The organism is Virgibacillus tibetensis, from assembly GCF_036026595.1.
GTDB classification, from domain to species: domain Bacteria; phylum Bacillota; class Bacilli; order Bacillales; family Amphibacillaceae; genus Virgibacillus_P; species Virgibacillus_P tibetensis.
In genome coordinates this window covers 1-13,797 of sequence record NZ_JARZFX010000013.1, presented here as the reverse complement: position 1 = coordinate 13,797, position 13,797 = coordinate 1, and the positions used below count along the sequence as shown (strand labels likewise).

Annotated in this window: 20 protein-coding genes, 1 other RNA gene and 1 pseudogene; 19 read left to right on the top strand and 3 right to left on the bottom strand. The window is 36.2% G+C overall.

Annotated elements, in window-relative coordinates:
• The first annotated feature begins 85 nt into the window (after positions 1–85).
• The 9 genes from smpB to QGM71_RS17600 all read left to right on the top strand — a co-directional run bounded on the left by smpB (position 86) and on the right by QGM71_RS17600 (position 4,721).
• Entirely contained in the window at positions 86–550 is a 465-nt protein-coding gene (smpB, locus tag QGM71_RS17635) for an SsrA-binding protein SmpB (RefSeq protein ID WP_327608884.1), read from the top strand.
• 129 nt (positions 551–679) lie between these two features.
• Positions 680–1,017, top strand: a transfer-messenger RNA (tmRNA) gene (gene ssrA, locus QGM71_RS17630).
• 700 nt (positions 1,018–1,717) lie between these two features.
• Positions 1,718–2,083 carry a hypothetical protein gene (locus QGM71_RS17625; RefSeq protein WP_327608883.1) on the top strand — a complete coding sequence of 122 codons (366 nt, stop codon included), beginning with the start codon at positions 1,718–1,720 and terminating at the stop codon, positions 2,081–2,083.
• A 199-nt stretch (positions 2,084–2,282) separates the two neighbouring features.
• Positions 2,283–2,756 (top strand): DUF2975 domain-containing protein, encoded by a 474-nt coding sequence (locus QGM71_RS17620; protein ID WP_327608946.1) that lies wholly within the window; start codon positions 2,283–2,285, stop codon positions 2,754–2,756.
• Positions 2,757–2,766: 10 nt separating this feature from the next.
• Entirely contained in the window at positions 2,767–2,979 is a 213-nt protein-coding gene (locus tag QGM71_RS17615) for a helix-turn-helix domain-containing protein (RefSeq protein WP_327608882.1), read from the top strand.
• A 19-nt stretch (positions 2,980–2,998) separates the two neighbouring features.
• Entirely contained in the window at positions 2,999–3,571 is a 573-nt protein-coding gene (locus tag QGM71_RS17610) for a histidine phosphatase family protein (RefSeq protein WP_327608881.1), read from the top strand.
• Between the two features lie 191 nt (positions 3,572–3,762).
• Positions 3,763–3,915 (top strand): ATP-binding protein, encoded by a 153-nt coding sequence (locus QGM71_RS21890; RefSeq protein ID WP_407703049.1) that lies wholly within the window; start codon positions 3,763–3,765, stop codon positions 3,913–3,915.
• A gap of 78 nt (positions 3,916–3,993) precedes the next feature.
• Positions 3,994–4,212 (top strand): hypothetical protein, encoded by a 219-nt coding sequence (locus QGM71_RS17605; RefSeq protein WP_327608880.1) that lies wholly within the window; start codon positions 3,994–3,996, stop codon positions 4,210–4,212.
• 26 nt (positions 4,213–4,238) lie between these two features.
• On the top strand, positions 4,239–4,721 hold the full coding sequence (locus QGM71_RS17600) for a DUF2269 domain-containing protein (RefSeq protein ID WP_327608879.1): 483 nt from the start codon (positions 4,239–4,241) through the stop codon (positions 4,719–4,721).
• 149 nt (positions 4,722–4,870) lie between these two features.
• Here QGM71_RS17600 and QGM71_RS17595 read toward each other — a convergent pair whose 3' ends face one another.
• Positions 4,871–5,470, bottom strand: a complete 600-nt coding sequence (locus tag QGM71_RS17595; RefSeq protein ID WP_327608878.1) for a YdhK family protein — start codon at positions 5,468–5,470, stop codon at positions 4,871–4,873.
• Positions 5,471–5,638: 168 nt separating this feature from the next.
• Here QGM71_RS17595 and QGM71_RS17590 point away from each other — a divergent pair, with 168 nt between their 5' ends.
• The 6 genes from QGM71_RS17590 to QGM71_RS17565 all read left to right on the top strand — a co-directional run bounded on the left by QGM71_RS17590 (position 5,639) and on the right by QGM71_RS17565 (position 10,633).
• Positions 5,639–5,845: an SHOCT domain-containing protein gene (locus QGM71_RS17590; protein WP_327608877.1), complete on the top strand. Its 207-nt coding sequence runs from the start codon at positions 5,639–5,641 to the stop codon at positions 5,843–5,845.
• Between the two features lie 115 nt (positions 5,846–5,960).
• The gene (locus QGM71_RS17585) at positions 5,961–6,872 is read left to right on the top strand and encodes a F510_1955 family glycosylhydrolase (protein ID WP_327608876.1); all 912 of its coding nucleotides are present in this window, start codon (positions 5,961–5,963) and stop codon (positions 6,870–6,872) included.
• Positions 6,873–6,901: 29 nt separating this feature from the next.
• Positions 6,902–7,630, top strand: coding sequence for a cytochrome c biogenesis CcdA family protein (locus tag QGM71_RS17580; protein WP_327608875.1), 729 nt, complete (start codon positions 6,902–6,904; stop codon positions 7,628–7,630).
• Positions 7,631–7,644: 14 nt separating this feature from the next.
• A complete protein-coding gene (locus QGM71_RS17575; protein ID WP_327608874.1) occupies positions 7,645–9,033 on the top strand; it encodes a sensor histidine kinase in 1,389 nt (462 codons plus the stop codon).
• Positions 9,026–9,694, top strand: a complete 669-nt coding sequence (locus QGM71_RS17570; RefSeq protein WP_327608873.1) for a response regulator transcription factor — start codon at positions 9,026–9,028, stop codon at positions 9,692–9,694. Before QGM71_RS17575 ends, QGM71_RS17570 begins: the two co-directional genes overlap by 8 nt.
• 309 nt (positions 9,695–10,003) lie before the next feature.
• Positions 10,004–10,633, top strand: coding sequence for a nitrite reductase (locus tag QGM71_RS17565; protein ID WP_327608872.1), 630 nt, complete (start codon positions 10,004–10,006; stop codon positions 10,631–10,633).
• 245 nt (positions 10,634–10,878) lie between these two features.
• On the opposite strand, the gene QGM71_RS17560 is transcribed toward QGM71_RS17565, so the two are convergent.
• Entirely contained in the window at positions 10,879–10,980 is a 102-nt protein-coding gene (locus QGM71_RS17560) for a YjcZ family sporulation protein (protein ID WP_327608871.1), read from the bottom strand.
• A 377-nt stretch (positions 10,981–11,357) separates the two neighbouring features.
• On the opposite strand from QGM71_RS17560, the gene QGM71_RS17555 reads away from it, so the two are divergent.
• The 4 genes from QGM71_RS17555 to gerPC all read left to right on the top strand — a co-directional run bounded on the left by QGM71_RS17555 (position 11,358) and on the right by gerPC (position 12,865).
• The gene (locus QGM71_RS17555; RefSeq protein WP_327608870.1) at positions 11,358–11,660 is read left to right on the top strand and encodes a spore germination protein; all 303 of its coding nucleotides are present in this window, start codon (positions 11,358–11,360) and stop codon (positions 11,658–11,660) included.
• A gap of 196 nt (positions 11,661–11,856) precedes the next feature.
• A complete protein-coding gene (locus tag QGM71_RS17550) occupies positions 11,857–12,081 on the top strand; it encodes a spore germination protein (RefSeq protein ID WP_327608869.1) in 225 nt (74 codons plus the stop codon).
• A gap of 26 nt (positions 12,082–12,107) precedes the next feature.
• Complete coding sequence (locus QGM71_RS17545) at positions 12,108–12,371, top strand: hypothetical protein (RefSeq protein WP_327608868.1); 264 nt, start codon at positions 12,108–12,110, stop codon at positions 12,369–12,371.
• A complete protein-coding gene (gerPC, locus tag QGM71_RS17540) occupies positions 12,368–12,865 on the top strand; it encodes a spore germination protein GerPC (protein ID WP_327608867.1) in 498 nt (165 codons plus the stop codon). Before QGM71_RS17545 ends, gerPC begins: the two co-directional genes overlap by 4 nt.
• A 287-nt stretch (positions 12,866–13,152) precedes the next feature.
• On the opposite strand, the pseudogene QGM71_RS21885 reads toward gerPC, so the two are convergent.
• Positions 13,153–13,694, bottom strand: a pseudogene (locus QGM71_RS21885) (ATP-binding cassette domain-containing protein).
• Positions 13,695–13,797: the final 103 nt, after the last annotated feature.

Genomic DNA, 13,797 nt, shown 5'->3' with positions numbered 1-13,797 from the left:
GTACTAAACGTAACCTTTGTTCTTACTTTCAATAACCGCTGATGTTTGGTAGAATAAGGTTCATGTTATGGTAGGAGGAAGTTTTATGCCAAAAGGAAAAGGAAGCACAATTGCACAAAATAAAAAAGCATCCCATGATTATTTTATAGAGGAAACATATGAGGCAGGTATTGTTCTGCAAGGTACTGAAATTAAATCGATTCGTGCTGGGAGGGTTAACTTAAAGGATTCCCATGCAAGAATCGACCGTGGTGAGATGAAATTAGTTAACTTGCATATAGCTACGTATGAGCAGGGAAATCGTTATAACCATGATCCAACCCGTACACGTAAATTACTTTTGCATCGAAAAGAGATTGATAAACTAATTGGGCTGACCCAGCAACAAGGTTACGCGCTTGTCCCATTGAAAATTTACATTAAAAATGGTTTTGCGAAAGTTTTAATAGGTCTTGGAAAAGGGAAGAAGAAATATGACAAACGTGAGGATCTAAAACGTAAACAAATGAAACGTGATGTTGACCGTGCCATTAAAGACCATACTAGTTAAAGAGTATGTAAAACCTTCTACCCCTTGATTATAATGAGATTTATGGTATACTAAGACTTGTCGTTAGATGATATTACAATTTAATAATTGCTCGTTTTTTCCCCGAGCGTTTCTCTTTTATGGGGACGTTACGGATTCGACAGGGGTAGATTGAGCTCAGGTTGCGCGTCGAGGTTACGGCTCGTAAAACGTTACTCGCCTAAAATAACTGGCAAAGAAAACAACACTGCTTTAGCAGCTGCGTAAGCACTGCTAAGCGATCCTTCCTGCTATCGCCCGTGTGGCAGATTGAAGGGTCTCAAATGAAGCGGGCTATACTGTCGTCCACCGTCTGAGGATGAGAGTTGAAACTAATCAGACTAGCTGTCTTAAAGCCTGTTGGTAGGCCAAAAGATCTGTGAATGACAATATATCAACTATGCGTGTAGAAGCCTGAGTGGCGATATCTCTGGACGTGGGTTCGATTAGTAATTAGTCGCCTTTTGTGGTAACACAGAAGTGAAAATTCGGCTTTATCGGTGAAACCTAAGTTGCTTTATTATTTGGTGAATTTTTTACCAACATCTTAAGCAATACGGCAATACCGAGTGGTGTGTGGAGTAATCCAACAGCCATGTATCGACTTATAGGCTGCCATTTCTGTGGTAGTACTAAGATGTGGAATTCTACTGAAATAGGTAAATTTATATTTCACATAAGACGCCGGAGGACCTAATAGTAGTAATTAGGTTCAAGATATAGTCAGTGCCATGTCGAAAGCATGGAAGAGCATGTCCCACCGTCTCCACCAATACATATGTTGGTGGTTTTTTTGTGTGTGATTGAGACTTCAAGCATAAGTTTTCAATTTTGAAAGCTTATGCTTGATTTTACTTACTGAAAACTTATGCTTGAATACTAAAGGAATTACTAAAGCGTGAACAAAACATAGAAGTAAATAGCTTCATCCGCAGGTAGTTTTGTTTATTGCTTTGAAATAAAGTTTGATAATTTATAATAAAGTGCGATATTAAATAAAAAGATTTGATAAGATGCTATTAATACTTAACTTTGTGAAGGCCTGCACTTAAACTATAGGGGCAGGTTACTTTAATAAGGGAATTTTTAATAAGTGTTTTATACCTTCTTAGTAATGAATACAATTTTACTAAGGAGGGGGTTGTCTCAATGAGAAAGAATAGATTTTTGTTTGCAACTATTATAGGAGTTATTGGTTCTCTGATGGGGTTATATATATGGAAAGATTATCTTCCAGAATTTAGTGGTGACACTATTGAAGATTGGATATGGATATTAAGAATGAAATACGTTATTTTTCTTTATATACCAAGTTGCTTAGCGTTAGTTGCAGTAGTTTTTCGTAAAACTCACTTAATGCTATTAGCATTCTTAATAAATTTACCCGTTGTAAGATATATTGGCGTTGAACCGCTTATTATCCCTGATACTCTACCATTAGTTTACTACCCTCTTGTCTGTTATCTTATTTCAACCATTTTGATGATAAATGTTTCGAGTAAAAAAAATTCTTAATCCTTCTTCAAGTAAATGGTGCAAGAGTGAAAAAAGACGATCATTAACGATTGTCTTTTTTTAATTCCTTTCAATACAAAAAAAAAACAATGCGATTTATTGTTTACCAATAAATTTATATTGACATACAGTGCGGAGAATTTTATGCTGTAATTAGATTAGAATTTTGAGAATATCTTGGAGGTGTATTAGATTGAAAGTGAATATAGCATCAAATATTTTAAAAATCTTGTTAGTGATGTTTGCGATTGGAGTGATATTCATTGGGGTGTATGTTCTGCCTACTATGGCAGAAGAGATGAGAGCTTTATATCCTGAACTTGAATATGCTAAACTACCCATACTAATAACTTGTGAGTTATTGTTAGCTCTATTACTAATTGGAATAGGATTCATTATGTATTTACTTATAGTGTTTGATCGGGGATTAACGTTTAGTTCAAGGTTTATTAGAGGAGTAGAAATATTAGTTGGAATGTGTATTATAGCATCTATTGGAATAATAATTTTATTCCAGTATATGAGAACCTTTGGAGGGCCTGGTCCATTACTATCATTAATAATGATAGGTGTAACCTTTATCATATGGATAGTAGCAGCAGTAATTATGCTAATTCGAGCTATAGTGAACAAAGCCATTATTTACAAAGATGATTATGATTTGACAGTGTAGGTGATAGACGATGATAATAGTCAATTTAGATGTCATGTTAGCAAAGAGAAAAATGAGTGTCACTGAATTAAGTGAAAAAGTAGGGATTACAATGGCTAATATATCCATATTAAAAAATGGTAAAGCAAAAGCTATCAGATTTAGTACATTAGAAGCAATATGTAAGGCATTGGAATGCCAACCAGGGGATATTTTAGAATATAGAGATGATGTAGAAAGATAAATACTGGGGGCAATTATATATGAAAACTTTTATATATATGGTGAGACATGGTGACTCACCAAAAGTCGGAAGTGAAAGAACAAGAGGGTTAACTATTAAAGGAAAAATAGATGCTCAACGAATAACAAATTTATTAAAAGAAGAAGGTATTAACGCTGTTATCTCCAGTCCATACAAGCGTTCAATCCTAACTGTTCAGGAACTAGCAGATAAATTAGGGCAGAAGGTTTTGATATTTGAGGACCTTAAAGAGAGAATATTTACCTTTGAGGATAAACGAATATCCGATAAGGAATTAATCCCTTTATTAAACAGTTCATTCTCTGAATCAACTTATGCTTTACCTGGAGGGGAGTCTAATGAGGACTGCCAGACGAGAGCTGTAAAAACCTTAAAAGAAATATTAAATATTTACCGTGAACAGAAAGTAGTTTTAGGTACTCATGGAGCTGTAATGACTTTAATGATGGGTTATTATGATAATAAATATAATTTAGAATTTTTATTCCACATGTTAAAGCCAGATGTATATAGAATGGAATTTAATGGAGAAGAATTGGTGGAAGTTAATAGAATGTGGAAGTTTACGTAGCGGCATATAGATAGTAAAAGGGTTGGCAAAATAGCTGATGCGACAACCTGTTAGATTATGCTATTTGTGAAAAAATACACTTCAACTATCTGGTGCGATTGCTTAACAGGATAGTTGTTACCTGAGCCAAAGTACCAGCGCTTCCTGAAGAAGGTTTTAAAATAAAAAGGTGTATAGCTCGAACGCAAAAGGTGGGTACAGGACTAGGACTGTCGATTGTTAAGCACATTCTATCCCTACATAAAACGGATATTCAAGTCAAAAGTGAAATAGGGAAAGGTTCTGCTTTTACTTTTACACTCCCTATAGCTCAGTACAAATCTAAAAGTTATGAAAATGATTAAGTCTTTGTTCATTTTCTGTTCATAAAACATTGCTATACTAATTTGTTGAGAGGCCATAAGAAAAAAAGGAGAATTTAAATGGGAAAATTATCACGAAGTACAACTGAAAAGAACAATCGACTGCCTGACCATGAATCGACCACCAGCACTCCACGTTGGGTGAAATTATCTGGAATCATTATAATTATTGTAATAATGATAGCTATCTTCATTATGGTTATCAGTGGTGGTAATCACGGACCTGGACGCCACATGCCTTCTTCCATCGGTATAGAACAAGGAGTATTTAATTCATGACCATGAAATCCAGCCTCCGTAAGTTCGTGCTTACGATACATATCACTACCTCGGTCGGCTGGCTGGGTGCTGTCGTTGGGTTCCTAATTCTTGTCATAGCAGCTCTATCTAGCCAAGGTGATCAAACGGTGCGTGCTGCATGGATTTCAATGGAATTGATTGGCTGGTTTGCCATCGTTCCGTTTGCAGTCGTCTCTCTTCTAACCGGGCTTGCCATGTCACTGGGGACTTCATGGGGCTTGTTTAGGCACTATTGGGTTATTTTTAAACTCCTACTAACCTTAATTGCCACCGTAGTCTTATTGTTGAACATGCAGACAGTGGGCCACCTAGCAGGGGTGGCTGAGACAGGAAGTACTGATTTAGGTTACGGTCTATGGGGAGAGGTTATTCATGCCGGAGGCGGCATGGTTGTGTTGTTATTAGCTATAATACTATCAGTGTATAAACCACGGGGCTTGACTCGGTATGGGCTGCGTAAGCAGTACCAACAACGTAATATAGTCTAAAATAGTATGACAAATATTACGATCAACAACTAAAAAACAAGTTAGTAAGAATTATACCCAAGTAATATTAGTCAATTAACAGTATTTTAATAGTTTAAAGAGCCTATTCACTGAATAGGCTCTTTAAATATTAGATATCCTTAAATTTTTTATTCAACGGGCGATAATTCACTTTCTGTAACCCATTTGTGGTTTGTCACTTCTTCTCCGCCAGTTGTTGGAACAAAATCAACCATATAGACTATTGTCTCTTCTGCCGAATCAATTTCAGCGGTTGCACCATCCATACCTTCCATATGATCTGCATTTAGGGTCACTTCCGTACCAGGTTCTAACGGTGCTTCACCCCCATCTTCTAATTCTTCATGAATGACCCACTTATGGTTCTCAACTGGCTCTCCACCAGTTGTAGGTGTGTAAGTTACTGTATAGACCGTAGTATCATATGCACCGACTATTGTTGCTTCCGCACCATCCATACCTTCCATATGATCTGATTGAATAATAGCTTGACTACCAACTTCATATGTTGGGTTTTCAGCCTCTATCAAATCCTCAGGAATTTCGCCAGAGCTGGACATATCCATTTCAGAATGGTCCATCCCTTCCATATCTTCATTTGAGTCAGATTCTGTTTCTGTACCCGTGTTTTCTTCAGGATTCGTTTCTTCTGTTTCACCGGCACAAGCTGCCAATATAAACATCGTTAAGATAGAGACAAGTCCCCATAAAATTTTATTTCCTTTCATTTTCAATATCCCTCCATTATGTTAGTCATCAATACTCTACCCCGGAATTTTGCAGTTTATGTGCAGATTTTATTGAAGGGAAAAGTTTTACCTAAAGATTAGTTAATATAAATCTGCAAACTTTCTTGATTATTTTTCTATATACTTATTGGAATAGGAGGTGACAAAATGAATTCTATGTTCGCTTATGGTTCAATTTGGCCAATGATTTGTATGTTAATATTATGGCTGGGGTTAATGATTCTGGGTTATTTTCTAATTAGAAACTTTATTCATGGAGGAAATCGCTCCAAAAGGATCTTAAGAGAGAGATTTGCAAGGGGGGAGATAGACAATGAGGAATTTGAACGTTTAAAATCGCATCTAAAGGATTAAATTTATCGTGGTAAATACTATCTGCACAAAAACTGGACACTTTTATTATAGAATATTTTAAAGTTAAACATACCTTCTGAAAATGGTATGAACTGAAGATTTGGAGGATTCGTGAATGATGCTGAGGAAGACAATAATTACTGTAACAATTATCGTAGTTATACTTATAGCAGGCTGTAGTAATAATCAGGAAGAAGATTTTGAAGTCATTTTTGATGATAGTATAGAACATGTTCATGGCATGGGCTATGCTGGTAATGACAATGGATTGTATTTTGCTACTCACACCGGCTTGAAAATACACCGTGATGGTGTTTGGTATGAAACAACTAAAAATTTTAATGATTATATGGGCTTTAATGCAGTAGACGAGGGATTTTACACATCAGGACATCCGGGAGAGGATTCCGATTTGCCGAATCCAATCGGTATTCAGCAAAGCTTCGATGGAGGCAGGACACTGGAACATCTGAAGTTTGAGGGTGAAACCGACTTTCATGCCATGGCAGTAGGATATAACAGCCACGATATTTTTCTGATGAATCCTGCAAAAAACTCCGAATTAGAACAGGGATTTTACAGAAGTTCAGATGAGGGCGATTCATGGGAAAATGTAAATGCAAATGGTCTTGAAGGTGAAATTCTATCGTTAGCTATTCATCCATCCAACTCTAATTTTGTTGCTGCTGCCGCTTCGACTGGAATCTATTTATCTGAAGATGGAGGGGACAATTTTCAAATTGTAACGGATGGAAATGATGTTGGAACAGCTGTATTTTTTAATGATGATAATTTCTATTATGCAAGTTATGGTTCCAGTCAAAAACTTGTAAAAAGGAAAATTGAAAATAGAGAAGAAGAAACAATAGATATACCGAAATTGGGAGAGGATGTTATTGTCTATATTGCACAAAATCCTCAGGATAACAACCAATTAGCCATTTATACCACAAAAGGACACGCTTATTTATCAGAGGATGGTACGGAATCATGGGTACAGGTCCTTGAGAATGGTCAAGTGAAATAAGTGATAAGAGATAGTGAGTTGAACTAAATATGTTTGATCTATTCAATCAAATCAGTAGTACACTAAGTGGACAACTTCATCAAATTGCATATGGCTTTGAACATCTTCCCTTCCTGTTTGCATTCTTCCTGGGAGTGATCGGAGCCGTTGCACCCTGCCAACTAACCAGTAATGTAAGTGCAATCACCATTTATGGGAATAAATCTTTAGTAGATAAGGTTCCATGGTTACATGTTTTTTTGTTTATTTTAGGTAAGATAGTTGTGTTCTCTATGATTGGGATAATTATTTGGCTGCTAGGGCAAGAGGTATATAGTACATTAACACAAATGTTCCCTGTCTTAAGAAAAGCAATAGGACCAGTACTTATCCTTATAGGTCTATATATGATGGGACTATTTCATTTGAAGAAAACCTGGATGTTTTTTGAAATCCCTTTCAAGAAATTAAAAGATGGCTACTTAGGTAGCTTTTTGATGGGTGTAAGCTTCACATTAGCCTTTTGTCCGACGATGTTTGTGTTGTATATACTCACATTGATGCCAATTGTATTGGAAACATCGAACGGATTTATTTTACCTTCTATATTTGGGATAGGAACCTCACTTCCGTTACTGGTAGTCATTTTTTTAATTTGGTATTTTGGAGCAAGCGGAGCAATCTTAAAGAAAAGCAGAAAAATAGGTGCAATAACCCAAAAAATTGCTGGTGCTTTACTTCTCCTGATTGGTACATTGGATACACTAACCTATTGGTAATAAAGGGGTCAATTATGTTAAATAAACTGTCCTTGAAAATTGGACTTTTGTTTTTTGTATTTATTATAATTATCGAGACTTTCCTGTATTTTGTTCTGTATACGAACCTGGCAAATGAAAGAATTGAAGAAGTAATGGCTAACCTATTGGCTCGAGGCAATACACATAGTGCCATATTGGAGGAAAATTATAATCAATCCACATTAGAACACGTTGCTATAATGGAGTCCGAATCAGATTTAACTGTCGTGATTACGGATGCCTCAGGGAACGTAATCGTCAATTCGGATCCAATTGAACAGGAAATGATAGATGTTATTGAACAAACGGATTATAATCAAATGCCTAACGAGGGTAAAGTATTGGAAGAACGGTGGCCAGAAAAAAAATATATAGCTACAGATAGTCCCATTACAATAAATGAGGAACATCAGGGACACGTATTTATGTTCGCCGATACCAATAATATCAAGAGAATTGTCAATCACTTAAGTGACCAATTTGTATTTATAGGATTTGTAACAATCATTCTGACGATTATTACAGTTTTTATCCTTTCCAGACTGATTACAAGACCGTTGGTTAAGATGAAGGAAGCAACCGAACAACTAAGTAAAGGTAGACATAAGGTGGAGCTACATACCGATCGCAGAGATGAACTGGGCGAATTGGCAGCTTCGATTATGAAGTTATCGGATGACCTGGAGCGATTGAAAAATGAGAGGAATGAATTTTTGGCCAGTATCTCGCATGAACTCCGAACCCCGTTAACCTATTTGAAAGGATATGCGGATATAATTAGCCGAGGTGACATATCGGATAACGAGAGAAATGAGTATATTGAAATTATTCGGGAAGAAACCGAACAATTGGCTGTATTGGTTAAAAACTTATTTGAATTGGCAAAAATGGATCAGAATAAGTTCACTATAAATAAAGAGGATGTTGTGTTTGGAAAACTAATCCATGCGATTACCGAACGCATCCGACCTGTACTTGAAGAAAAGAACATCACATTTTCCGTTCGTTGTCCAAGCCATATCATTGTACATATTGACCCTGAAAGAATTCAACAAGTTCTATTCAATATATTGGATAATGCAAAAAAACATACTTTTCAAGGGAAGCAAATTTTATTAGAAGTATCTCAAAACAAACGTGAGATTATAACTATAATTTCGGATGAAGGAGAAGGGATTCCTGAAGAAGACCTGCCTTATATATTCGAACGTTTATACCGTGTGGAAAAATCCAGATCAAGGTTGAGTGGTGGAACTGGGTTGGGATTAACTATTGCAAAAGAAATCGTGGAGTCACATGGTGGTACGATTGAGGTTAGAAGTAAACTGGGCGAAGGGAGTAGTTTTATCATAACGCTGCAGAAAGGTGATTCCAATGAATAAAGTTTTATTAATCGATGATGAAAAACGGATGTTGGATTTATTGGCATTGTATTTGAAGCCACATCATTATCTGTGTCAAAAAGCGTTGGGGGCTAAAGAGGCACTATCATATATAAAAGAAGAGGAATTTGACATCATTCTTCTTGATATAATGATGCCGGAAATGAACGGGTGGGAGCTTTGTAAGGAAATAAGATTTTTTTCGGAAGTGCCAATTATTATGGTTACTGCACGGGAACAGAAGGAAGATATCGTGAAAGGATTGAAACTGGGTGCAGACGATTATATTACGAAACCCTTTAATGAAGAGGAATTAGTAGCGAGAATGGATGCACTGTTGCGGAGAATAAAACCAGCCAGTCAGATCGAAGTAAATGGATTGTTATGGAATGAAGATCAGTTTGAACTTTCCTATAAAAATTACCCGATTAAATTAACACCAAAAGAGTTTGCCATGGTTGGACACTTAATGAAACATCCAAATCGTGTTTTCTCGAGAGATCACTTAATTGACTTAATTTGGGGCTATGAGTCTGAAACAGAAGGGAGAACTGTTGACTCACATGTTAGAAATGTGAGGGACAAAATTCGCCAAGCTGGTTTTCCAATCGATGAGTATTTTAAAACTGTTTGGGGCATCGGATATAAGTGGACTAAATGAACTTTCATATTTGATGAAAAGTAGTTGCTAAATGAGGTATATAATCTGCTCGAGCAACTTTTTTTCTATAATGGATTCTCCTAAGCGACATTATTGCATGATGCATTCATGTAAGGTTTGTAGTAATTCTTGATGTTGTTCATGTGACATATAATCAAATCCTCCTGTTCTATTGATTTATTGTACACATATAAATTTCCATTATTTATTCGATTAAACTAAAAATTATAGTTAAAAGGTGATAGTATACTATACAGGGGTATCCCATACATATGGATTATATAATGAAAAGGGGGAATTAGAAGAATAATGGAGAAAAAAAAGTATATACCTTTAGCTGTTAACGGTGGAATAGGTTATGGAGCGAAACTTAAACCTAGGCAATTAGCTGTATTAAGTGAGTATTTAGATGAAGATACCGAGATTGAATTGACTACGTTACAGCAACTCATCGTTCAGATTCCAGAAGACGAATTGGAAGAAGCGAAAACGATGTTTGATGAGGTCGGATTGCATTATTATAAGGTGGGGAAATATGTAAAGAATTTAAGAACCTGTAATTTCTGTAAAGGTGAAGAAGAAGAGGGGATGCCTGTTGCTAAGGAATTAAATCGTCGTATTGCAGGTCAGGAAGTACCCTTTACATTAAAACCTGCCTACACGGGGTGTCCAATTGGTTGCGGCGAACCATTGATCAATGATATAGGTGTTATGAAGGATAAAGATACATTTGAACTATATATTGGCGGTAAATCAAAAGGAAGAGACGCAAGAACTGGAAAATTGATTAAGTCGAATCTCCAACCGGAAGAATTATATGAACTTGTGGATCGCATATTAGATCTATATAGAGAAAATGGTAAAAAGAGAGAGAATTTTTATAGATTTGTAGATCGGTTTGGAATCGAAAATATAAAACAGGAACTCCATATTGATTAAGCAAAGAATCTATTCCCCTTGCCTTTTCACAAATAATTAGGAGAAACTCAGAGTGATAGAACAATACCTTATCGTTGATCGTTTCGATGAATATGATTTAATATTTCCAATCTCACACGACAAAACCGGAGAAATCAGAGACCTGTATAAAGTCGGTCCCATACCAAATACCTTATCTAATCTTTCTTTCCCAAACAACAAATGTCCACTCACAATGAGGGACATTTGTTTCCTGCATATTCATATTAGTATGCGCCGTATCCTCCATAGAAAGATGCTCCAACGATAATTAACAGGATGAACAACACAACAATTAACGCAAAGCCTCCACCTGCAGCATAGCTCATAATTAGTTCCCTCCTTGAGGTATTCTTTTGGAGAAAAAACTTCTCTCACACATATATCCTATGCACTTTTACATGTTTCGTATAGACAGTAGCGGATAATTTTCCGGGGATAATAAATTATTCCGCATGTACCTAACAGGCCCACTGAAATCGACACGTCCTTGAATGAGAAGAACACCATTCTGCTTGCAATCTATTTCATGTAAGATTACCTTATCCTATGGCGAAGGCGGGATGGGCACGTATTTTACGTTTGTACTTTAGTACTTCGTAATGACCACAATTCAAGCAGGTGAGGTGTAACCAAGGATGATAAGTAGGGATCAATTGAAAGCTGTTCAACTTACATTCAGAACGAAAAGGTGGGCTCCCAATGAATGAAGTTTTACCCTATCACGCATCGTTACATGACAGAATATAATAATTTTATTAAAGGTAGTAAGGTGGTGCATATGATATCAACACACATTAACAATATTTTTGGAATTCGAATAAACAATGCCTCGAATAATGCTGCAATAACCTTTGGAAATGCTGCCCATAAGGGGCACCAGGCAAATTTAAAGATGAATTCAGGGTATACTCAACCGGGGGATGCAAATTTCAGTCCATTGCAATTTAATAATATAAATTTCTCCAATGACCCAGATGTAGTTGATCAGCCTCAGGCACAAGTATAATTTTGATATATAACTAAACACTGGTGAGATTATTAGTATCAAGTGATGAATTTCTATTTTTTCATTTTAGGATGCGAGTCATAACCAAAGTTTTACCATACTTTATTTCTCACATATTTGCCTAATACTGTATATACTGTTTCTGAGAACAGTTAGGCTAAACTGATCTGATATATCGTCTTAGGAGGCAGTATATATGGTATCTCACGTTAATAATATCTTTGGAATACGAATTAATAGTATATCGAATAATGGATCGATAAACTTTGGTAATGTCTTGCATAAAGCTCATCAGGCTAACGTGAAGATGAACGTTGGGTATTATCATTCTGGTGATGCGGTTAATAGTCCATTGCAATTTAACAATGCAAATTATGCAAATGATCCAGACATAAAAGACCAGGCACAGAAACAACTATAAGAGAGTAAATGAAAGGCTGAAACACTATGGGAATGAACATAAATATTAAAAATATAAACATTAATTCCATCAGTACATTAGGTTCCATGAACATCGGAAAAATCGTTTTTGCGCACAACAGGTCTTCCTCTATGCAATTGCCAAAACCGTATTATGAGGAAGGGGAAGTAGAAGACGAAGAAATTGAAGAAAGGATCCCTCCATACCTCAGTTACCCTCCACCTTATCCCGCAAACTACCCAGGTTCAGAAATAAAGGCAAGTAAGACTTGTGAAGGAGTGAAAAAATGAATCAGCAGTGGCGTTATTATTATCAGCATTACCCTTATACACAAAACCATTTGCCAGGATATACTTCTTATCCCAGTCCTTACAAACAGATGGATCAACCATTGGCACGTCCAGAATATGAAGAACAATGTGATAAAAAGCAAGTAGAGCAACCATATTATCCACCATTAGGCATTACAGAGCACATAGAAAAGTTGTATGAAAAGCTTATTGAAATGGAGAATGAGACAAAAGAAATTAAAGAGGAAATTGAAAATATAAAACCTATTACTATTGAAAATATTAACTATAAAATTCAAGATCTGAATGTGGAAGATTTGTCTGGGACATTGTTAGTTGGCTTAACGGCTTTAAGTGACGCTGAGAATTTAAAGGAGCTTCTTTCAGAAAATGGATCTGTGAAGTTCAATGATCAGGAAACCGAAGATTTTGAAAATAATTTTATGAATAACCAAGAAGCAAACGAGCCTAATAATAACCAGGATAATAGTTAATTCAGCACCAACATTAATTGTTAAACTGCTGTGAATGTTGAATTTCTAATATACAAACTTTTGCTTATCTTTAAAGTGCTTAAACAATAATCGATGTGCTTCCTGCTCGTTTACTGGAAGAATCCGTAAGTAGTTCGGGTACCATTTTAAAAGTTCTGAAAATAATAGGGAGGTGCATGTTTGCTTTGCGGATATATGCCTCATTTACTAATAATCGCGTATCTCCCACTGCAAGTAGTTCCCCGTCTTTTAGCAGGACAACCATATCTGCCCAGGAGGCTGCAAAATTAACATCTTGAATAGATAGCAGATAGTTTTCCCGATATAATGCAAACCTTGTAACAACCCAGCAACCTCATCCTGACCTGCGGGATCCAGGAATGCCATAGGCTCATCCAATAAAACAATGTCGGGGCGCATGGCAAGTATACCTGCAATTGCAACTCGTTATTTTGCCCATAGCTTAAATGATATGGTGCTCTATTTCTTTGCTCCAGCATACCAACATTTCCTAATGCGGCCCGACAGACCCCTTCAGTCTCTTCTTCTGACATATTTAAATTTCGTGGACCAAACGAAACATCTTCCCAGACAGTGCCAGAGAATACTTGATCATCAGGATCCTGAAATACTAAGCCCACTTGGTGACGAATGGAGGGAGCAGTTTTTTTGTTAAGGAGCTTCCTATTATTTTTACTGAACCTTCATTTGGAATCTTTAATCCATTTAAATGATGTAATAAGGTAGATTTACCTGCTACGTTAGGTCCTAAAAGAGCAACTTTCGAGCCAATTGGTACTTCTAGAGATAAGTTTTTTAGAGCTTCCATATTGTTATTATATCGGTAACTTACAGAATTTAAAGCGAGAAAGCCCACTTCTTCAGATGTGTGATGAATCGCTTTTGTTTGAAATTAAAAAGAAATTTCAAGA